The organism is Nocardioides bruguierae (assembly GCF_023656415.1).
In the GTDB taxonomy this organism is placed as follows: domain Bacteria; phylum Actinomycetota; class Actinomycetes; order Propionibacteriales; family Nocardioidaceae; genus Nocardioides; species Nocardioides bruguierae.
Genome location: NZ_JAMOIL010000001.1, coordinates 24,060 through 42,223 on the forward strand (window position 1 = coordinate 24,060; position 18,164 = coordinate 42,223).

At 75.8% G+C, this 18,164-nt stretch carries 20 protein-coding genes; 19 read left to right on the plus strand and 1 reads right to left on the minus strand.

The window, feature by feature from the left end; translation table 11 throughout:
* Positions 1 to 2: 2 nt before the first annotated feature.
* The 11 genes from M8330_RS00125 (at position 3) to M8330_RS00175 (ending at position 10,560) form a co-directional block, all read left to right on the plus strand.
* Positions 3 to 1,115: a quinone-dependent dihydroorotate dehydrogenase gene (locus tag M8330_RS00125; protein WP_250825673.1), complete on the plus strand. Its 1,113-nt coding sequence runs from the start codon at positions 3 to 5 to the stop codon at positions 1,113 to 1,115.
* Between the two features lie 18 nt (positions 1,116 to 1,133).
* The gene (locus M8330_RS22260; protein WP_250825674.1) at positions 1,134 to 2,012 is read left to right on the plus strand and encodes an iron-sulfur cluster-binding protein; all 879 of its coding nucleotides are present in this window, start codon (positions 1,134 to 1,136) and stop codon (positions 2,010 to 2,012) included.
* Entirely contained in the window at positions 2,009 to 2,881 is an 873-nt protein-coding gene (locus tag M8330_RS00135; protein WP_250825675.1) for a beta/alpha barrel domain-containing protein, read from the plus strand. Before M8330_RS22260 ends, M8330_RS00135 begins: the two co-directional genes overlap by 4 nt.
* A gap of 71 nt (positions 2,882 to 2,952) precedes the next feature.
* On the plus strand, positions 2,953 to 3,834 hold the full coding sequence (gene pyrF / locus M8330_RS00140) for an orotidine-5'-phosphate decarboxylase (protein WP_250051749.1): 882 nt from the start codon (positions 2,953 to 2,955) through the stop codon (positions 3,832 to 3,834).
* Complete coding sequence (locus tag M8330_RS00145; RefSeq protein WP_250825676.1) at positions 3,831 to 4,328, plus strand: hypothetical protein; 498 nt, start codon at positions 3,831 to 3,833, stop codon at positions 4,326 to 4,328. Before pyrF ends, M8330_RS00145 begins: the two co-directional genes overlap by 4 nt.
* A gap of 219 nt (positions 4,329 to 4,547) precedes the next feature.
* Complete coding sequence (gene mihF / locus M8330_RS00150) at positions 4,548 to 4,874, plus strand: integration host factor, actinobacterial type (protein WP_250051754.1); 327 nt, start codon at positions 4,548 to 4,550, stop codon at positions 4,872 to 4,874.
* A complete protein-coding gene (gene gmk, locus M8330_RS00155) occupies positions 4,871 to 5,479 on the plus strand; it encodes a guanylate kinase (RefSeq protein ID WP_250825677.1) in 609 nt (202 codons plus the stop codon). Before mihF ends, gmk begins: the two co-directional genes overlap by 4 nt.
* 55 nt (positions 5,480 to 5,534) lie before the next feature.
* Complete coding sequence (gene rpoZ, locus M8330_RS00160; RefSeq protein ID WP_250051758.1) at positions 5,535 to 5,855, plus strand: DNA-directed RNA polymerase subunit omega; 321 nt, start codon at positions 5,535 to 5,537, stop codon at positions 5,853 to 5,855.
* A 10-nt stretch (positions 5,856 to 5,865) separates the two neighbouring features.
* On the plus strand, positions 5,866 to 7,119 hold the full coding sequence (gene coaBC / locus M8330_RS00165) for a bifunctional phosphopantothenoylcysteine decarboxylase/phosphopantothenate--cysteine ligase CoaBC (RefSeq protein WP_250825678.1): 1,254 nt from the start codon (positions 5,866 to 5,868) through the stop codon (positions 7,117 to 7,119).
* A gap of 110 nt (positions 7,120 to 7,229) precedes the next feature.
* Positions 7,230 to 8,426, plus strand: coding sequence for a methionine adenosyltransferase (gene metK / locus M8330_RS00170; RefSeq protein WP_250825679.1), 1,197 nt, complete (start codon positions 7,230 to 7,232; stop codon positions 8,424 to 8,426).
* A gap of 61 nt (positions 8,427 to 8,487) precedes the next feature.
* Positions 8,488 to 10,560: a primosomal protein N' gene (locus M8330_RS00175; protein WP_250825680.1), complete on the plus strand. Its 2,073-nt coding sequence runs from the start codon at positions 8,488 to 8,490 to the stop codon at positions 10,558 to 10,560.
* Here the strand turns inward: M8330_RS00175 and M8330_RS00180 are convergent.
* Entirely contained in the window at positions 10,548 to 11,180 is a 633-nt protein-coding gene (locus M8330_RS00180; protein ID WP_250825681.1) for a DEAD/DEAH box helicase family protein, read from the minus strand. The genes M8330_RS00175 and M8330_RS00180 overlap by 13 nt on opposite strands.
* 78 nt (positions 11,181 to 11,258) lie before the next feature.
* Here M8330_RS00180 and def point away from each other — a divergent pair, with 78 nt between their 5' ends.
* The 8 genes from def to M8330_RS00220 all read left to right on the plus strand — a co-directional run bounded on the left by def (position 11,259) and on the right by M8330_RS00220 (position 18,106).
* Entirely contained in the window at positions 11,259 to 11,804 is a 546-nt protein-coding gene (gene def / locus M8330_RS00185; RefSeq protein ID WP_250051768.1) for a peptide deformylase, read from the plus strand.
* On the plus strand, positions 11,804 to 12,727 hold the full coding sequence (fmt, locus tag M8330_RS00190; RefSeq protein WP_250051770.1) for a methionyl-tRNA formyltransferase: 924 nt from the start codon (positions 11,804 to 11,806) through the stop codon (positions 12,725 to 12,727). Before def ends, fmt begins: the two co-directional genes overlap by 1 nt.
* A gap of 1 nt (position 12,728) precedes the next feature.
* Positions 12,729 to 13,166 carry an MmcQ/YjbR family DNA-binding protein gene (locus tag M8330_RS00195; protein WP_250825682.1) on the plus strand — a complete coding sequence of 146 codons (438 nt, stop codon included), beginning with the start codon at positions 12,729 to 12,731 and terminating at the stop codon, positions 13,164 to 13,166.
* Positions 13,159 to 14,595 (plus strand): RsmB/NOP family class I SAM-dependent RNA methyltransferase, encoded by a 1,437-nt coding sequence (locus tag M8330_RS00200; RefSeq protein WP_250825683.1) that lies wholly within the window; start codon positions 13,159 to 13,161, stop codon positions 14,593 to 14,595. Before M8330_RS00195 ends, M8330_RS00200 begins: the two co-directional genes overlap by 8 nt.
* 16 nt (positions 14,596 to 14,611) lie before the next feature.
* A complete protein-coding gene (gene ligD / locus M8330_RS00205; RefSeq protein ID WP_250825684.1) occupies positions 14,612 to 15,568 on the plus strand; it encodes a non-homologous end-joining DNA ligase in 957 nt (318 codons plus the stop codon).
* A 354-nt stretch (positions 15,569 to 15,922) separates the two neighbouring features.
* Positions 15,923 to 16,942, plus strand: coding sequence for a YegS/Rv2252/BmrU family lipid kinase (locus M8330_RS00210; RefSeq protein WP_250825685.1), 1,020 nt, complete (start codon positions 15,923 to 15,925; stop codon positions 16,940 to 16,942).
* A gap of 19 nt (positions 16,943 to 16,961) precedes the next feature.
* Positions 16,962 to 17,630, plus strand: a complete 669-nt coding sequence (rpe, locus tag M8330_RS00215) for a ribulose-phosphate 3-epimerase (RefSeq protein ID WP_250826031.1) — start codon at positions 16,962 to 16,964, stop codon at positions 17,628 to 17,630.
* Positions 17,627 to 18,106 (plus strand): maleylpyruvate isomerase N-terminal domain-containing protein, encoded by a 480-nt coding sequence (locus M8330_RS00220; RefSeq protein ID WP_250825686.1) that lies wholly within the window; start codon positions 17,627 to 17,629, stop codon positions 18,104 to 18,106. Before rpe ends, M8330_RS00220 begins: the two co-directional genes overlap by 4 nt.
* Positions 18,107 to 18,164: the final 58 nt, after the last annotated feature.

Below are 18,164 nucleotides of genomic sequence, written 5' to 3' on the forward strand. Positions count from 1 at the left end.
ACATGGGTGCCTACGACCTGCTCTTCGACCAGGTGGCCACACGGATCGACCCCGAGCTGGCCCACCGGCTCGGCTTCGTCGGCGTCCGTGCCGGCGGGCCCGCCCTCGCGGCGGCCCGCCGGGGCGTGGCCCGCCTGCGGGGGACGACGGCGACGCCGGTGCACACCCTCGGCCTGACGTTCCCGCACGCGCTGGGCCTGGCCGCCGGGTTCGACAAGAACGCCACCGGCATCGACGCGCTGGCCGCGCTCGGCTTCGGCCACGTCGAGGTCGGCACCGTGACGGGGCGGCCGCAGCCGGGCAACCCGCAGCCGCGGCTGTTCCGGCTGCCCGCCGACAAGGCGATCGTCAACCGGATGGGCTTCAACAACGACGGGGCCGCCGTCGTGGCCCGCCGCCTGGAGCAGCGTGCCGAGCGGCTGCGCGGGCGCGACCCGCGCGGGCGGCCGGTGCTGGGCGTCAACATCGGCAAGTCGAAGGTCGTGCCGGACGACGACCAGACGGCCGTCGAGGCCGACTACGCGATCAGCGCGCGACTGCTGGCGCCGTTCGCGGACTACCTGGTCGTCAACGTCTCCTCGCCGAACACCCCCGGCCTGCGCAACCTCCAGGCCGTGGAGAAGCTGGGGCCGCTCCTCGAGCACGTCCGCCAGGTCGCCGACGCGGCGACCCACGACGGTCGTGGTCACTCCGGCCGCCGCGTGCCGCTGCTGGTCAAGATCGCGCCCGACCTGGCCGACGAGGACGTCGACGCCGTGGCCGACATGGCCGTCGCCGGTGCGCGCGACGGGGTGCTCGACGGCGTCATCGCCACCAACACGACCATCGGCCGCGGCGGGCTCGTGACGCCCGAGGCCGACGTTGAGGCGCTGGGGGCCGGCGGGCTCTCGGGCGCGCCGCTGCGCGAGCGCTCGCTGGAGGTGCTGCGCCGGCTGCGCCGGCGGGTCGGCCCGGACCTCACCCTGGTCGGCGTCGGCGGCATCTCCACGGTGGCCGACGCCCGGGAGCGGATCGCGGCGGGAGCGGACCTCGTCCAGGCCTACACCGGCTTCATCTACGGCGGGCCCGCGTGGCCGTCGCGGATCGCCGCGGGAGCGGGTGCCCGCACCCAGTGAGCACCCGGTGATGACCCAGTGAGCGCGCCCGTGCACGGCCCGGTCCACCTGACGGCCGAGGTCCTGTCCGGATCGCGCTCGGGGGCGTTCACCCAGCTCACGCTGGCCGCACCCGGCGTCGGGGAGCGCTTCCGCCCCGGGTCCTTCCTGGCCGTCTCGGTCGGCGAGCCGGGGGAGCGCACCCGCCTGGCGCGCCGGGCGCTGTGGATACACCAGGTGCGTCCGCTGGGCGGCCACGCCACCTCTGTCTCCGTGCTGGTCGACCCCGTGGGGCCGGGCACCCGGTGGCTCGCCTCCCGCGCCCGCGGGGACCGGCTCGAGATCACCGGCCCCCTGGGCGGGCGCGTCTTCGCCCTGCCGAAGGAGCCGGTCAGCACGCTGGTGGTCGGCGAGGGCGTGCACGCGGCGCCGCTGTTCGCGCTGGCCGAGCGGCTGCGCGAGCGGGACTGCCCCGTCCACCTCCTCCTCGCGGCGCCGGACGAGGCCCACCTGCTCTCCGCGCTCGAGGCCCGGCGCACGGCCCGCAGCGTCACCGTGGCCACCCTCGACGGCTCCGTCGGCACCCGGGCCCCCGCCGCCGACCTCCTGCCCGACCTGCTGCGCCGCACCGGGGCGGCCGTCGTCTACGCCGCCGGCTCGACGCCGCTCCTGCACGCTGTGGCCCGTGCCGCCGAGGACCACGGCGCCTGGAGCCAGACCGCGCTCACGCTGCCCACCCCGTGCGGGACCGGCCTGTGCCTCGGCTGCCCCGTGCCCGTCGTCGGTGAGGACGGCGTGGCCCGCACGGCCCGCGTCTGCGCCGAGGGGCCGGTGCTGCGCGGCGACCGGGTGCGCTGGGACGACCTGGTGGGCGCGGAGAGTGCCCCGCGGACCGGGACGGGGGAGGAGCGCGGATGAGCCCGACCACCCCCGGCACCCGCGTGGCCGGGCTGCACCTGGCCGAGCCGGTCATGCTCGCCGCCGGCTGCGCGGGCACGGGCCGGGAGGCGGCCGCCTACGCACCGCTGAGCACCTACGGCGCGGTGGTGAGCCGCACGATCACCCTGGACGCCCGAGCCGGCTCGCGCGCGCCCCGGGTGCTGGAGAGCCCGGCCGGGCTGCTGCACGCCACGGGGCTGCCGAACCCCGGCCTCACCGCCTTCTGCGCCACCGAGCTGCCCGCGCTGGTGCAGGCCGGGGCCCGCGTCGTCGTCTCCGTCGCCGGCGCCACGCCGGAGGAGATCACGCAGGTCGTCCGCGGCCTGGCCCGCACCTCCGGCGTCTCCGCCGTCGAGCTGCACCTGTGCGCGCCCGACGCCGCCGAGGCCGGGGTGCTGGCCCCCCGCGACGGTGCGGGCGTCTCCGAGGCCGTGTCCGCCGCGGCCGGGGTCCTGCCGCCGGGCGTGCCGCTGCTGGCCAAGCTCGCCCCGGTGCTCGCCGGCGTCGCCGAGCACGCACGGGCGGCCGCCGGGGCCGGGGCCGCCGCCGTCGTGGTCGGCGGGGCCCAGCCCGCCCTGCTGCCCGACGGCCGCCCCGCCGGTCTGTCCGGCCCGGCCGTGCGCCCGCAGGCGCTGCGCGCCGTCCACGCCGCCGCGACGGCCCTGGCGGGCACCGGCGTCGACGTGGTGGGCTGCGGGGGCGTCACGGTCGCCGCGGACGCCCGGGCGCTCCTGGACGCCGGCGCCGCCGTCGTCCAGGTGGGCTCGGCGCTCCTCTCCGACCCGACCTCCGCCGCCCGGCTCGTCACCGACCTGCGAGCCGGACGAGCCCCGGACGACCACACCTGACGCCCCTGACTCGACCGCCCAGCACGACCGCCCCGCACCCGCCCCGCACCCGCACCCAGGAAGGCCCCTGCATGACCATCGCGCCCCAGACGACGACCGCGCCGTTCGGTGCCCGCCTCGAGTCCGCCCTCGCCACGCGCGGGCGCTTCTGCGCCGGCATCGACCCGCACGCCGGCCTCCTGGCCGCCTGGGGGCTGGAGGACACCGTGGCGGGGCTGGAGCGGTTCGCGCTCACGGCCACCGAGGCCCTCGCGCCGGTGTGCTCGGTGATCAAGCCGCAGTCCGCCTTCTACGAGCGCTTCGGGAGCCGCGGCGTGGCCGTGCTGGAGCGGGTGCTGGCGACCGCCCGCGAGGCCGGCGCCCTGGTGGCGCTGGACGTCAAGCGCGGCGACATCGGCTCCACCTCGCAGGCCTACGCCGACGCCTACCTGGACCCGGCCTCCCCGCTGTGCGCGGACGCCGTGACGGTCAGCCCCTACCTCGGTTTCGGCTCGCTGAGCCCGTTCGTGGAGACGGCGCGCGCCCACGGGGGCGGCCTGTTCGTCCTCGCCCTCACCTCCAACCCCGAGGGCCCCGAGGTGCAGCACGCCCGCACCGCCGACGGCTCCGCCACGCCGGGGGAGCGGGTCGCCGACCGGGTGCTCTCCCACCTGGCCGCGCTGAACGCGGCCGAGGTGGAGGCGGGCTCGCTCGGCTCCTTCGGCGCCGTCGTCGGCGCGACGCTGGCCGACGGCGTCGTGACGCACGCCGACCTGGACTTCGGCGGCCCCGTGCTGGCGCCCGGCTTCGGCGCCCAGGGCGGCACCGTGGCCGACATCGACCGGATCTTCGGCCCCGTGGCGCCCCACGTGCTGGCCAGCTCCTCGCGCGAGGTCCTGGGCAAGGGCCCGGACGCCGGGATGCTCGCCGCGGCCGCCCGGGACGCCAACGACGCGCTGGCCGGGCTGGGGTGACGCGTCACCGGGGCGTCGCCGCGGCCGCCCGGGGCGCCGGAGTCGCCGGAGCCGCCGTCACCCTGGCGCTCCTGCTCTCCGGCTGCGCGGGCGACCCCACGCAGGAGTACTGCGACACCGTCACCGACGGTCAGGAGCAGCTGGCCGCGGCGGTCGACGCCGGCAGCCCCACCGCCCTCGTGGACGCGCTGCCCGCCCTGGAGCGGCTGCGCGACGCCAGCCCTGACGACGTGGCCGACGACTGGCAGTACCTCACCGGTCGCGTCGTCGCCCTCGACGACGCACTCGAGGACGCCCTCGACGGGACGGACCTGACCGCGCAGGACCTGGTCGACCTCGACGAGGACGAGGTGCCGGCGGGCGTCGAGGAGGCCGACCTCGTGGCCGTGCGGGCGGCGGCCGCCGAGCTGGCCTCGACGCAGACGCAGCAGGCGCTGGCGACCGTCACGGCGGAGGTCCGCGCGGTCTGCGGCACGTCCCTGACCGGTGGCTGAGACGGGGGCCCGACCCACCCCCGGACGCCACCCTGAGCGACCTCCTCACCCCCGCGCTGACCGGCGCGAACGGCCGTGAGCCGGCGCTCCGGGGCCCCCGCCGGGCGCCTGTCGGACGTCCAGCGCGCACCTGTGTGGTGGCCCGCGTTGCCGCTCACCCGGACGTGTGACTAGATTGGCCCCGCCCTGCACCACCCACCGCGTAGAAGGATTGAGCCCGTGGCCCTTCCCCCGCTGACCCCCGAACAGCGCCAGGCGGCGCTCGAGAAGGCTGCTGCGTCCCGCAGGGAGCGTGCGGAGGTGAAGAACCGGCTCAAGAACTCCGGTGCCTCGATCTCTGAGGTGCTCAAGGAGGGCCAGACCAACGAGGTCATCGGCAAGATGCGCGTGGTCGACCTGCTGCAGTCCATGCCGGGCCTGGGCAAGGTCCGCGCCCGTCAGATGATGGAGCGCCTCGGCATCGCCGAGAGCCGCCGCGTCCGTGGTCTGGGCTCGAAGCAGGTCGCTGCGCTCGAGAAGGAGTTCGGCGCGGACGCGGGTCTGTGACCCCTCCCGCTCCCTCCCGCACCACCGACGGGCCGGCCCGCAGCCGGCTCGTCGTCCTCGCCGGGCCCACCGCCGTCGGCAAGGGCACCGTGGCCGCCGCCGTCCGCGACCAGCACCCCGACGTCTGGATCTCGGTCTCCGCGACGACCCGCAAGCCCCGCCCCGGCGAGGTCGACGGCGTGCACTACCACTTCGTCACCGAGGCGGAGTTCGACCGCCTGGTCGACGCGGGCGACATGCTCGAGTGGGCGGTCGTGCACAAGGTGGCCCGCTACGGCACCCCGCGAGGTCCGGTGGACGAGGCGCTCTCCGCCGGGCGCCCGGCGCTGCTGGAGATCGACCTCCAGGGGGCGCGGCAGGTCCGCGACTCCATGCCCGAGGCGCTCCAGGTGTTCCTCAAGCCCCCGTCGTGGGAGGAGCTGGTCCGCCGGCTCGTCGGTCGAGGCACCGAGACCGAGGAGGAGCGGGAGCGCCGACTGGCCACCGCTCGCGACGAATTGGCGGCCGAGCCGGAGTTCGACGTCACCATCGTCAACCACGAAGTTCATGAGGCCGCCGACGAGTTGGTAACCTTGATGACGGCCGACCCGCAGGTCCGGCCCTAGCGTCCGCCGGCGCACCGACCTGCACCCCCGAGAAGACTTTGTGAGGCTCATCAGCGTGGCTGCCCCCAACATCGAGGCCGTGGGCGTGACGAACCCGTCCATCGACGACCTGCTCAGCAAGACGGACAGCAAGTACCAGCTGGTTCTCTACGGCTCGCAGCGTGCCCGCCAGATCAACGCCTACTACTCCCAGCTGGGCGAGGGTCTTCTGGAGTACGTGGGCCCCCTCGTGGAGACCCACGTCCAGGAGAAGCCCCTCTCCATCGCCCTGCGCGAGGTCAACGAGGACCTGCTGACCCTCGAGCACGTCGACCCGGCCGAGCTCGCCGCCGAGCAGGCCGCTGCCGACGCCGCTGCGGCCGACTTCTCCGAGTGAAGCCTCGCGGGTGAACGAGACCCGCGCCAGCGATCCCGTCGCCGACGCCCCGACCCGCGTGGTCCTGGGCGTCAGCGGCGGGATCGCTGCGTACAAGGCCGCCGAGCTGCTGCGCCGGTTCACCGAGTCCGGCCACGACGTCACCATCGTGCCGACCGCGGCCGCGCTGGAGTTCGTCGGTGCCCCCACCTGGGCCGCGCTCTCCGGCAAGCCCGTGCACACCCGGGTCTTCGAGGACGTCCACGAGGTGCCGCACGTGCGGCTGGGCCGCGAGGCCGACCTCGTGGTGGTCGCGCCCGCCACGGCCGACTTCCTGGCCCGCGCCACGCACGGGCGCGCCGACGACCTGCTGACCTCCACGCTGCTCACCGCCCGCTGCCCGGTGGTGCTCGCCCCGGCGATGCACACCGAGATGTGGGAGCACCCGGCCACCGTCGCCAACGTGGCGACGCTGCGTGAGCGGGGCGTCGTCGTCCTCGAGCCCGCCAGCGGACGCCTGACCGGCGCCGACACCGGCAAGGGCCGGCTGCCGGACCCGGTGGAGATCTTCGAGGCGTGCGTGGACGTGCTGGCCCGCCCCGGCGTCGCCGACCTCGCGGGCCGGCACGTGGTCGTCTCAGCGGGCGGCACCCGCGAGCACCTCGACCCCGTCCGGTTCCTCGGCAACGCCTCCTCGGGCAAGCAGGGCTACGCGCTGGCCCGCGCCGCGGCCGCCCGCGGCGCACGCGTCACCCTCGTCGCCGCGAACACCTCGCTGCCCGACCCGGCCGGCGTCGACGTCGTGCCCGTGGTCAGCACCGAGCAGCTGCGCGACGCGGTGCTGACGGCCGCCAAGGACGCCGACGCGGTCGTCATGGCCGCCGCGCCCGCCGACTTCCGGCCGACCAGCCACTCCGGGGTCAAGATCAAGAAGCGGGCCGACGGCACCGTCGACCCGGTCGCGCTGGAGCAGAACCCGGACATCCTGGCGACGCTGGCCCACGACCGGCCGCGCGCCGGCCAGGTCGTGGTCGGCTTCGCGGCCGAGACCGGGGACGAGACCGGCAGCGTCCTGGAGCTGGGGCGGGCCAAGCTGGCCCGCAAGGGCTGCGACCTGCTGGTCGTCAACGACGTGGCGGGGGGAGCCGTCTTCGGCGCGGACGAGAACGAGGCCGTCATCCTCGGGGCCGACGGCGCCGAGACGGCCGTGCCCCGCGCTGCGAAACGGGTGCTCGCGCACGCCATCTGGGACCAGGTGCTGCTCCGAACCACCCACGCACGCTGAACGACGGCCCCCGACCGGGGCGCCGCTGAGACACGCCACCCGGGTGACGCCCGCGGTGGTTACCGTGGGCGGGCCACCCCCGCCGGTACGAAGGATCGAGGACGACACACATGACCGGACGCCTGTTCACCTCCGAGTCGGTGACCGAGGGGCACCCCGACAAGATCGCCGACCAGATCAGCGACGCCGTCCTCGACGAGATGCTCCGGCAGGACGCGCACTCCCGCGTGGCCGTCGAGACGCTGCTGACCACCGGCCTGGTCGTCGTGGCCGGCGAGGTGACCACCAAGGGCTACGTGGACATCAAGAACATCGTCCGCCAGAAGATCCTCGACATCGGCTACGACCACTCCGACAAGGGCTTCGACGGCAAGACCTGCGGCGTCATGGTCGCCATCGGCGGCCAGTCAGGCGACATCGCCCAGGGCGTCGACAAGGCGCACGAGCACCGCACCGCCGCGTCCGTGGACGAGAAGGACCTCCAGGGCGCCGGCGACCAGGGCCTGATGTTCGGCTACGCGTGCGACGACACGCCCGAGCTGATGCCGCTGCCGATCAAGATCGCCCAGACCCTGGCGGAGCGGCTCACCGCCGTCCGCAAGGACGGGACGCTGCCCTACCTGCGCCCCGACGGGAAGACCCAGGTCACCGTCGAGTACGACGACGAGGGCGTGGCCCGGCGCATCGACACCGTGGTGCTCTCCACCCAGCACGCCGAGGGCATCGACCTCGACACCCAGCTGCAGCCCGACATCGCCAAGCACGTCATCGCGCCGGTGCTCGAGCAGTTCGACATCGACTCCGACGGCTACCGGCTGCTGGTCAACCCGACCGGCACGTTCGTGGTCGGCGGGCCCATGGGCGACGCGGGCCTGACCGGCCGCAAGATCATCGTCGACACCTACGGCGGCATGGCCCGCCACGGTGGCGGTGCCTTCTCCGGCAAGGACCCGTCGAAGGTCGACCGCTCGGCCGCCTACGCCATGCGCTGGGTCGCCAAGAACGTCGTGGCCGCCGGCCTGGCCAAGCGCTGCGAGGTGCAGGTCGCCTACGCGATCGGCAAGGCGCAGCCGGTCGGCGTGTTCGTGGAGACCTTCGGCACCGGCACCGTGCCGGACGAGAAGATCCAGGAGGCCGTGCTCGCGGTCTTCGACCTGCGCCCGGCCGCGATCATCGCCGACCTCGACCTCAAGCGGCCGATCTACGCGAGGACCGCCGCCTACGGACACTTCGGCCGTGAGCTCGAGGACTTCACCTGGGAGCGCACGGACCGCGCCGAGGCGCTCGCGGCAGCCGTCGGCCGCTGAGCCCTCCACCGACCCCGACCGGTCGCCGGCGGGGTCGGTGGGCCCTGGTAGGAATCCTCGCGTGAGCCCGCCACCACACCCCGCCGACGAGCAGCCCGACCTGCTGCCGGGGCTGGCGGGCGTCCGTGAGGCCAAGGCCCGGGCCACCCGGGCCCGCAACGCCGTCCAGGTGACCCCGGCCGAGACCGAGCCGGTCGCCCGGGTCCTCCTCGACCTGCCGCCCGCCCACCTGGACCGGGTCTTCGACTTCGCCGTGCCCGCGAAGCTGGACGCCTCCGCGCGTCCCGGGGTGCGGGTCAAGGTGCGCTTCGCCGGGCAGGACGCGGACGGCTGGCTGCTCGAGCGGTGCGCGACCTCCGAGCACGCCGGAGTGCTCGCCCCGATCAAGCGGGTCGTGGGCGCCGAGCGGGTGCTGACCCCGGCGGTCGCCGCCCTGGCCGAGGAGGTCGCACGGCGCTACGCCGGCACCCGCGCCGACGTGCTCCGGCTCGCCGTGCCTCCTCGGCACGCCACCGCCGAGGCCGAGGAGGCCCAGGTCCGGCCCGACCCCGTGCCGCCGCTGCGTCCGGTGCCCGCCGGGGCGGCGGAGCAGGCGTGGGGCGCGCACGAGCACGCCGCCGCCTGGCTCGGCCACCTGCGGGCCGGAGGCGCCCCCCGCGCGGTCTGGAGCCCTCCGCCGGGCACCGACTGGGCGGTGCTGGTGGCCGAGGCCGCGCTGGCCTCTCCCGGTGGCGTCGTCGTGTGTGCTCCCGACGGCAAGGACGTCGCCCGGCTCGACGCCGCGCTGACCGCCGCCGCGGAGCGCGCCGGCAGCGCCCCCCAGCACGCGCTGCTCACCGCCGACCTCGGCCCCGCGGTGCGCTACCGGCACTTCCTGCGGCTCCTGCACGGGCAGGCCCGCATCGCGGTCGGCACCCGCGCCGCGGCGTTCGCCCCCGTCGCCGACCTCTCCCTCGTGGTCGTCTGGGACGACGGCGACGACCTGCTCTCCGAGCCGCGGGCGCCCTACCCCCACGCGCGTGAGGTGCTGCTCCTGCGCGCCGAGAGCGAGGGCGCCGCGGCGCTGGTGGGCGGCTTCGCCCGCACGGTCGAGGCCGACCACCTGGTGCGCTCCGGCTGGGCCCACGAGCTGGGGGCGCGACGCGACGTCGTCCGGGCCGCTGCCCGGATCGAGGTGGCCGGCGCCAGCGAGCACGACCTCCTGCGCGACCCGCACGCCCGCACCGCGCGGATGCCGCAGCAGGTGCACCACCTGCTCCGCGACGCGCTCGAGCACGGCCCCGTGCTGGTGCAGAACCCCCGGGCCGGCTACGCCGCGACGCTCGCCTGCGAGCGCTGCCGGACGCCGGCCCGCTGCCCGGCCTGCACCGGACCCCTGCGGCTCACCGGCCCCACCACCCCGCCCGCCTGCGGCTGGTGCGGCGCGGAGCAGCCGGCGTGGGCCTGCCCCGAGTGCGGGGACCACGGTCTGCGAGCCCCGGTGCTGGGCCAGGCGCGCACCGCCGAGGAGATCGGGCGTGCCCTGCCGCGCGCCCGGGTGCGGACCTCGGCCGGGGACCACGTGCTGCACACCGTGCCCGACCGGCCCCAGGTCGTCGTCGCCACGCCGGGCGCCGAGCCGGTGGCCGAGCACGGCTACGCCGCCGTCGTCCTGCTGGACGCGTGGCTGCTGCTGGCCCGGCCCGACCTGCGCACCGAGGAGGAGGCACTGCGCCGGTGGGCGAACGCCGCGGGTCTCGTGCGCCCCGGCGGGCGGGTCCTCGTGGTGGGCGACGCCGCCCACCCGGCGGTCCAGGCGCTCGTCCGGTGGGACATGGCGGGCTTCGCGGCACGCGAGGCGGCCAGCCGCGGGGAGGCCCACCTGCCGCCGGTGTCGCGGCTCGCGGTGCTCACCGGGGGAGCCGGGGCGCTGGACGACGCCCTGGTGCTGCTCGACGCGCCCGAGGGCGCCGAGGTGCTCGGGCCCGTGCCGGTGGACCCGCTGGCGGGCGAGGACCCGGGCCACCGCGTCGTGGTGCGCGTGCCGCGCAGCCGCGGCGCGGCGCTGTCGGCGGCGCTCGGAGACCTCCAGCGGGTGCGCTCGGCCCGCAAGCTCGAGCCCGTCCGCATCCAGGTGGACCCCTACTCGCTCTGAGGGCTCCCCGCCCCCGGCCGCGAGGGCAGGGAGGGCAGTGGGGGCAGGCCCAGGAGCTCGCACACCCGCCCCGCCGTCTGGTCGGCGTCGCCGTGGTCGTTGGCCACCACGACGTGCCGCGACCCCGGCAGGTCGCGCAGCGGGAACGGCTGCTCGGGTCCGGTGTTCATCACGTGCGTGCGCCCGGCCTCGCGCACGTGGGCGCGTGCCCACGCGACGTCCGCCTTGGAGGGCTTGGCGGCCAGGCGCTCGGGCGTGCCCTCGCGTGCCACCCGGGTCTCCTCGGTGGCGGTGAGCTCGACGAAGTCGACCCGGCCGCCGGCGTCCAGGACGGGGGCGAGGAGGTGGCGCACGTAGGCGGTGTCCTCGGGCAGCTGGAAGGCCCAGACCAGGGTCAGGACGAGGCCGGGCACGCCGCTGGCGACGGCCTCCTCGATCACGCGTCGCCGGAACTCCAGCTTCAGGGTCTCGAAGGGCGGGGTGCCCCAGTCGAAGACCTCCAGCAGCGGCTCGATGGTCGCGTGGTTGTGGAAGAGCCGGTAGCGCGTGCGCGCGGCGATGCGCCGTCCGACGGCCATCTTGCCGACGGCGGGCGGCCCGAGGAGCAGGACGAGGTGCACGGGGGCACCCTCTCAGCAGCGGCCGTCGGAGGCGACGGGGTTTCGGGAGGCCGGGCCGCGACACCTAGGATCACAGCCATGGCAGTCCAGCCCATCCGACTCTTCGGCGACCCGATCCTGCGCAAGCCGGCGGTCGAGGTGACGGACTTCGACAAGGAGCTGCGCACGCTCGTCGCGGACCTCACCGACACCATGCTCGCGGCGCCCGGCGCCGGCCTGGCCGCGCCCCAGATCGGCGTGGGCCTGCGCGTGTTCACCTACCACGTCGAGGGCACCGTCGGGCACCTGGTCAACCCCACGCTCGAGCTCTCCCAGGAGACGCAGGACGGCCTCGAGGGCTGCCTCTCCATCCCGGACATGACCTGGGAGTGCCTGCGCGCGCTCTCGGTCGTCGCCCACGGCTTCGACATGCACGGCGAGCCGGTCACCATCCACGGCTCGGACTACCTGGCCCGCGCCATCCAGCACGAGACCGACCACCTCGACGGGGTGCTGTTCGTCGACCGGCTCGACACCGAGACCCGCAAGGCCGCCATGCGGGCCATCCGCGAGGCGGAGTGGTTCGGCCTGGACAAGCCGACCGTGAAGGTCTCGCCCCACCCGATGAACGGGTTCGGCATCTGATGCGGGTCGTCTTCGCCGGCACCCCCGAGGTGGCGCTGCCCGCGCTCGAGGCCGTCGCCGCGTCCGCGCACGACCTGGTCGGGGTCGTCACCCGCCCCGACGCCCCCGCCGGGCGGGGCCGCAAGCTGGTGGCCAGCCCCGTCGCGCAGCGCGCCGAGGAGCTGGGCGTGCCCGTGCTCAAGCCCGAGCACCCCCGCGACCCCGAGTTCCAGGCGCAGCTGGCCGCCCTCGAGCCGGACGCCTGCCCCGTCGTCGCCTACGGTGCGCTGCTGCCGCAGTCGGCGCTCGACGTGCCGCGGCTGGGCTGGATCAACCTGCACTTCTCCTGCCTGCCCGCGTGGCGCGGGGCCGCGCCGGTGCAGCACGCCATCTGGGCCGGTGACGAGGTCACCGGCGCGACGACGTTCCGCATCGTCAAGGCGCTCGACGCCGGCCCGACCTTCGGCGTGATGACGGAGCGGGTGCGACCCGAGGACACCGCCGGCGACCTGCTCGGTCGGCTCGCGGAGGGCGGGGCGCACCTCCTCGTCCGCACCCTGGACGGCCTGGAGTCCGGCGAGCTGGAGGCGCGGGAGCAGCCCGAGGACGGCGTCAGTCTCGCCCCGAAGATCCTCGTCGAGCACGCCGAGGTCGACTGGACGCAGCCCGCGGTGGCGATCGACCGCCAGGTCCGTGCGTGCACGCCGTTCCCCGGCGCCTGGTCGACGCACGAGGGCGAGCGGCTCAAGCTGTTCCCGGTGCAGCACACCGACCAGGTCCTCGAGCCCGGGGTGCTGGAGGTGGGCAAGAACCACGTCCTCGTCGGCACCGGCACCACCGCGGTCCGACTCGGCGAGGTGAAGGCCTTCGGCAAGAAGCAGATGGACGCGGCCGCCTGGGCGCGCGGGGCGCGGCTCGAGGCCGGCGTCCGGCTGGGTGGCTGAGGTGGCAGCGACGAGCGGCACCGACCGCCCCGCCACGCCCGACGACGTCGACGCGATCTGCGGCGCGCTGCCCGAGGCGACCCTCGGCACCTCGTGGGGCGACGTGCCCACCTGGCTGGTGCGCGGCAAGGGCTTCGTCCTGTACCGGCACCCGCGGCACGACTGCACCGACCCGGTCACGGGGGAGGAGTGGGACGACGTCCTCGTGCTCTCCACCGCCTCCCTCGAGGACGCGGCGGCGCTGGTCGACGACCCGAGCACCCCGTTCTTCACCATCGAGCACTTCGCCCGCACCCGCTCCCGCGCGGTCCTGCTGCGCGCCTCCCGGGTCGGCGAGATGAGCCGCGAGGAGCTCGCCGAGCACCTCACCGACGCCTGGCTGGCCAAGGCGCCGAAGACGCTGGCCCGCGGCTGGGTCGACGGAGGTCGACGTGCCTGAGCGTCCGTCCCGTCCCCGCCCCCGCGGCACCCGCCCCGGCCAGCGTCCCGTCGGTGGCCGACCCCCGCGCGTCGACGTCACGCGCCTGGCCGCCCACGAGGTGCTCACCACGGTGCGCACCCAGGACGCCTACACGAACCTGGTGCTGCCGGCGGTGCTGCGCAAGCACGGCCTGGCCGGCCGCGACGCCGGCTTCGTCACCGAGCTGGCCAGCGGCACCATCCGCCGCCGCTCCACCTACGACGCCGTCATCGGTGCCTGCTCCGCGCGCGGGCTGCGCGCGCTGGACCCGCCGGTGCTCGACGCGCTGCGCCTGGGCACCCACCAGCTGCTGTCGATGCGGGTGCCCGCGCACGCGGCGCTCTCGACGACGGTCGACCTCGTGCGGCACGTCGCCAACCAGGGGGCGGCCGGGTTCGCCAACGCCGTGCTGCGCAAGGTCGCCTCGCGCGACCTGGACGACTGGCTGCAGGAGCTCGCCCCGGCCCGCGAGGCCGACCCGGTCGCCCACGACGCCCTCGTGCACGCCCACCCCGCCTGGGTCGTCGCCGAGCTGCGCAAGGCGCTGCACGCCTCCCACCCCGACGACGACGTCAGCGACCTGCTGGCCGCCGACAACGTCGCACCCGGGGTCACCCTGGTCGCCCGGCCGGGCCTGTCGACCCGGGGGGAGCTGCCCGGTGAGCCGACGCCCTACTCGCCGCACGGCGTGCACCTCGACGGCGGGGACCCGGGCGCGGTCGAGGCCGTGGCACAGCGCCGCGCCGGCGTCCAGGACGAGGGCTCGCAGCTCGTGGCCACGGCCCTGGCCGGCGCCGACCTCGACGGCCGCGACGAGCGCTGGTTGGACCTGTGCGCCGGCCCGGGCGGCAAGAGCGCGCTGCTGGCCGCCCTGGCGGCCGGGTCCGGTGCGGTGCTCACCGCGCACGAGCGCCAGCTGCACCGGGCCGGCCTGGTCCGCCGCAACCTGACCCTGGCCGACGGCACCGCGGTGCCCGGCGCCGGTGCGGTGGTCGTCGGCGACGGCACCCGCCCGGCCTTCGCCCCGGGCTCCCTGGACCGGGTGCTCGTCGACGCGCCCTGCACCGGCCTCGGCGCGTTGCGGCGTCGTCCGGAGGCCCGCTGGCGCCGCCGCGCGGAGGACCTGCTCGAGCTGGTGATGCTCCAGCGGCGGCTGCTGGCGGCGTCGCTGGACCTCGTCCGCCCCGGGGGCCTGGTGCTCTACGCGACCTGCTCCCCGGTGCTCTCCGAGACCGCCGACGTCGTGGAGAGCGCGCTGGCGCAGCGCCGCGACGTCTCGCTGGTCGACCTGGGCCCGGCGTTCGCCCACGTGCCCGGCAGCCGGGGGCCCCTGGAGGGCACGGTCCAGCTGTGGCCGCACCGGCACGGCACCGACGCGATGTTCCTCGCCCTCCTGCGTCGGGACTGACCGCTAGCCTCGCCCCATGCCCAGCAAGCCGCCGTCGGTGGAGATCGAGGTGGACGACCGCGTCGTCCGCGTGAGCAACCCCGACCGGGTCTACTTCCCGGCCACGGGCGCCACCAAGCTGGACCTGGTCGAGTACTACCTCGCCGTCGGGCCGGGCATCGTCAACGCCCTGTGGGAGCGGCCGTGCATGCTGCACCGGTTCCCCCAGGGCCTCGACGGCCCGAAGGTGCACCAGAAGCGGCTTCCCGCGGGCGCTCCCGACTGGGTCGAGACCGTCCGGCTCCACTTCCCCCGGTGGAACCGGACGGCCGACGAGCTGTGCGTCACCGAGCTGGGCGCGGTGATCTGGGCGGTGCAGATGTCCACGGTCGAGTTCCACCCCTGGAACAGCCGCCGCCCCGACACCGAGAAGCCGGACGAGTGGCGCATCGACCTCGACCCGGGCCCGGAGTGCGACTACGCGACCGTCCAGCGCGTCGCCGGCGTCGTCCAGGAGGTGCTCGACGAGCTGGGCGCCGTCGGCTACCCCAAGACGTCCGGCAGCAAGGGCCTGCACGTCTACGTGCGGGTCCGGCCCGAGCACGGGTTCCCCGACGTCCGCCGTGCCGCCTGGGCGTTCGCCCGCGAGGTCGAGCGCCGGACCCCGGAGGCCACGACGACCTGGTGGACGAAGGACCGCGACCCCTCGGCCGTCTTCGTCGACTACAACCAGAACGCCCGCGACCACACGATCGCCGCCGCCTACTCCGTCCGCGGCCTGCCGGACGCCCGGGTCTCCACCCCGCTGCGCTGGAGCGAGGTGCCCGAGGCCGACCCGCGCGACTTCACCATCGCCACCGTGCCCGCCCGGTTCGCCGAGGTCGGCGACCTCATGGCCGACATCGACGACCACCCCTTCGACCTCGCCCCGCTGCTGGAGTGGGCGGCCCGGGACGAGGCGGAGGAACCCTCGGCCGCGGACACCGACGGCTGAGACCCGGAGCACACAGGTTCTCCTGGGGTGGGCTCTCAGGCTCCGCTCAAGCAGGGTGCCTAGGTTCGTCCACGTGATCGAGGAACCGCTCGGTCCCCGAGGTTCTCGCGGAGGAGCCCGACCACGGTCGGGGCGCGAGCCCGGCGGGCGCCGGCGGTCATGCCCGGACAGCGAGGTCCGGCCCCTCCCACGCCCGACGTCCAGCCCTTCCGGTCCCCGGCCCAGCCTCCGGGGGTCGGGAGGGCTCCGACGTTCCCGGCTCATGTCGCAGCCGACCTTCACAGCCGACCTTCACAGTCGCCGCTCAGCCGTCGGCCAGCCGGTCTCGCGCACGGGCTGCCTAGGGTCGCAGGCATGAGCACCCAGCCGTCGTCCCCGCCCGCCGCGTCCCGCCGTCGGTTCGGCCACGTCCAGGTGCTGCTGAACGCGGGCGCACGTCGCGCCCCGGGCGCGGCGGCGAAGATCCGGGCCCAGCTCGCCGCCGCCGGCTGGGGCCACGCGCACCTGCGCGTCCTGGCCGACGGCGCTGCCATGGCGGTCGCCCTCGACCGCGCGGTGGCCGAGCAGCCGGACCTGCTCGTCGTGGGCGGGGGAGACGGCAGCGTCACCGCGGCGGCGCACCGCGTCGCCGGTACTGGCACCGTGCTCGGGGTGCTCCCGCTGGGCACCGCCAACGACTTCGCCCGCACCGTGGAGGTCCCCGTCGACCTGCGCGGCGCCGTCCGCGCCCTCGTCGAGGGGCACGTGGTGGACGTCGACCTCGGCCGCACCGGCGACCACTCGTTCCTCAACGCCGCCAGCATCGGGCTGTCGGTGGCCGTCACCGAGCGGCTCACCCCGCGGCTGAAGAAGCGCCTCGGCCCGCTGGCCTACCCCGCCGCCACGCTGATGGCCTACCGCGGCACGCCCGGCTTCGCGGCCCGGCTCGAGTTCCCCGCCGGCGACCGGCCGCCCCTGGAGCTGGACGACGTCCTCCAGGTCACCGTCGGCAACGGCGTGCGCCACGGCGGCGGCAACCTCGTCGGGCCCGAGGCGTCCATCGACGACCACACCCTCGACGTCTACGCGATCAGCCGCGGACGGCTGGGCGACCACGTCTCGATCGTCCGGTTCCTCAAGGACGGGCGGTTCATCGAGCACGAGCTGGTGCACCACGTCCGCACCCCGGCCGTGCGGGTGCACGCCGAGGCGCCCGACGGCAGCGCGCTGCCGGTCAACGCCGACGGCGAGCTGGTCGCCACGACCCCCGCGTCCTTCCGCGTGGAGCGCAACGCCCTGCACGTGCTCGTGCCCACCACGAGCGCGGCGGCCCGCTGGGACGGGTCCTCCGACCAGCACGGCGAGGAGGGTGGGGGCCCCGCGCTGCGCGTCTGACAGGATCGGCGGCGTGGCCATGCAGATCACACCCAGCATCCTCAACGCCGACTTCGCCGCCCTGGGCGCGGAGGTCGCCCGCATCCCGAGCGCCGACATGGTGCACGTGGACGTGATGGACAACCACTTCGTCCCGAACCTCACCTTCGGCACGACGATGGTCGAGGCGCTCGCGCGCAGCACCGACCTCCCGCTGGACGCGCACCTGATGATCGAGGCCCCCGACCGGCACGCCCCGGCGTACGTGGAGGCAGGCGCCGCGTCGGTGACCTTCCACGTGGAGGCCACAGCCGCCCCGGTGCGACTCGCGCGCGAGATCCGCGCCGCCGGCGGCCGCGCCTCCATGGCGCTGCGCCCGGCGACCCCGGTGGAGCCGTACGAGGACATGCTGGGCGAGCTCGACATGCTGCTGCTGATGACCGTCGAGCCCGGCTTCGGCGGCCAGAAGTTCCTCGACCTCGTGCTGCCGAAGATCGCCCGGGCCAAGGCCATGACGGACAAGCACGGCCTCGACCTCATGCTCCAGGTGGACGGCGGGGTCTCGCTGGAGACGATCGCGCGCTGCGCCGAGGCCGGCGCCGACACGTTCGTCGCAGGCTCCGCCGTCTACTCCGCCGACGACCCCGACGCGATGGTCGTCGCCCTGCGAGAGACGGCCGCCGCCGCGGTGAGCGGGGCCGGCGCATGAGCCTGCCCGAGTCCGGCGAGGCCTACCGCCGCGCCGCCGACGCCTTCCGGTCCGCCACCGCCGGGCTCGCCGTGGCCGAGCTGGACGCCGCCGTCCCCACCTGCCCCGGCTGGACCGTCTCCGACCTGCTCACCCACGTGGCCGAGAACCACGAGCAGGTGTTCGCCGAGGTCGGGATCGAGCCGGTCGGCGCGGACGTCCTCGCGTCCTGGCACGAGCAGCTCTCCAGCCACCCGCGCACCTCGGCGCAGGCCGTCGACCTCGCCGTCCACGCCTGGGACGTCGGCCGGGCGACCGGCCGCCACGTCCGCCTGGACGCCCCCGTGGTGCGTTTCCTCGACGCCTTCGCGACCGACGCCGGGCCGCTGCTGGCCGCGGACGAGGCGTTCGCGCCGTGCCCGCTGACGCCGGACGAGGTCGCGACCCTCGACGAGCACGACCGTGTGCTCACCCGGTACGGCCGCGACCCCCGCTGAGGCGCCCCGTGCGTCCCGTGTGACGCACCCCGCGGGAACAACCACGCCCGATCGTGGT

Coding starts and splice junctions, on each gene's coding strand:
- M8330_RS00125 (WP_250825673.1), top strand. CDS start 3: ATGGGTGCCTACGACCTGCTCTTCGACCAGGTGGCCACACGGATCGAC.
- M8330_RS00135 (WP_250825675.1), top strand. CDS start 2,009: ATGAGCCCGACCACCCCCGGCACCCGCGTGGCCGGGCTGCACCTGGCC.
- pyrF (WP_250051749.1), top strand. CDS start 2,953: ATGACCATCGCGCCCCAGACGACGACCGCGCCGTTCGGTGCCCGCCTC.
- metK (WP_250825679.1), top strand. CDS start 7,230: ATGACCGGACGCCTGTTCACCTCCGAGTCGGTGACCGAGGGGCACCCC.
- def (WP_250051768.1), top strand. CDS start 11,259: ATGGCAGTCCAGCCCATCCGACTCTTCGGCGACCCGATCCTGCGCAAG.
- fmt (WP_250051770.1), top strand. CDS start 11,804: ATGCGGGTCGTCTTCGCCGGCACCCCCGAGGTGGCGCTGCCCGCGCTC.
- ligD (WP_250825684.1), top strand. CDS start 14,612: ATGCCCAGCAAGCCGCCGTCGGTGGAGATCGAGGTGGACGACCGCGTC.
- M8330_RS00210 (WP_250825685.1), top strand. CDS start 15,923: ATGAGCACCCAGCCGTCGTCCCCGCCCGCCGCGTCCCGCCGTCGGTTC.
- rpe (WP_250826031.1), top strand. CDS start 16,962: ATGCAGATCACACCCAGCATCCTCAACGCCGACTTCGCCGCCCTGGGC.
- M8330_RS00220 (WP_250825686.1), top strand. CDS start 17,627: ATGAGCCTGCCCGAGTCCGGCGAGGCCTACCGCCGCGCCGCCGACGCC.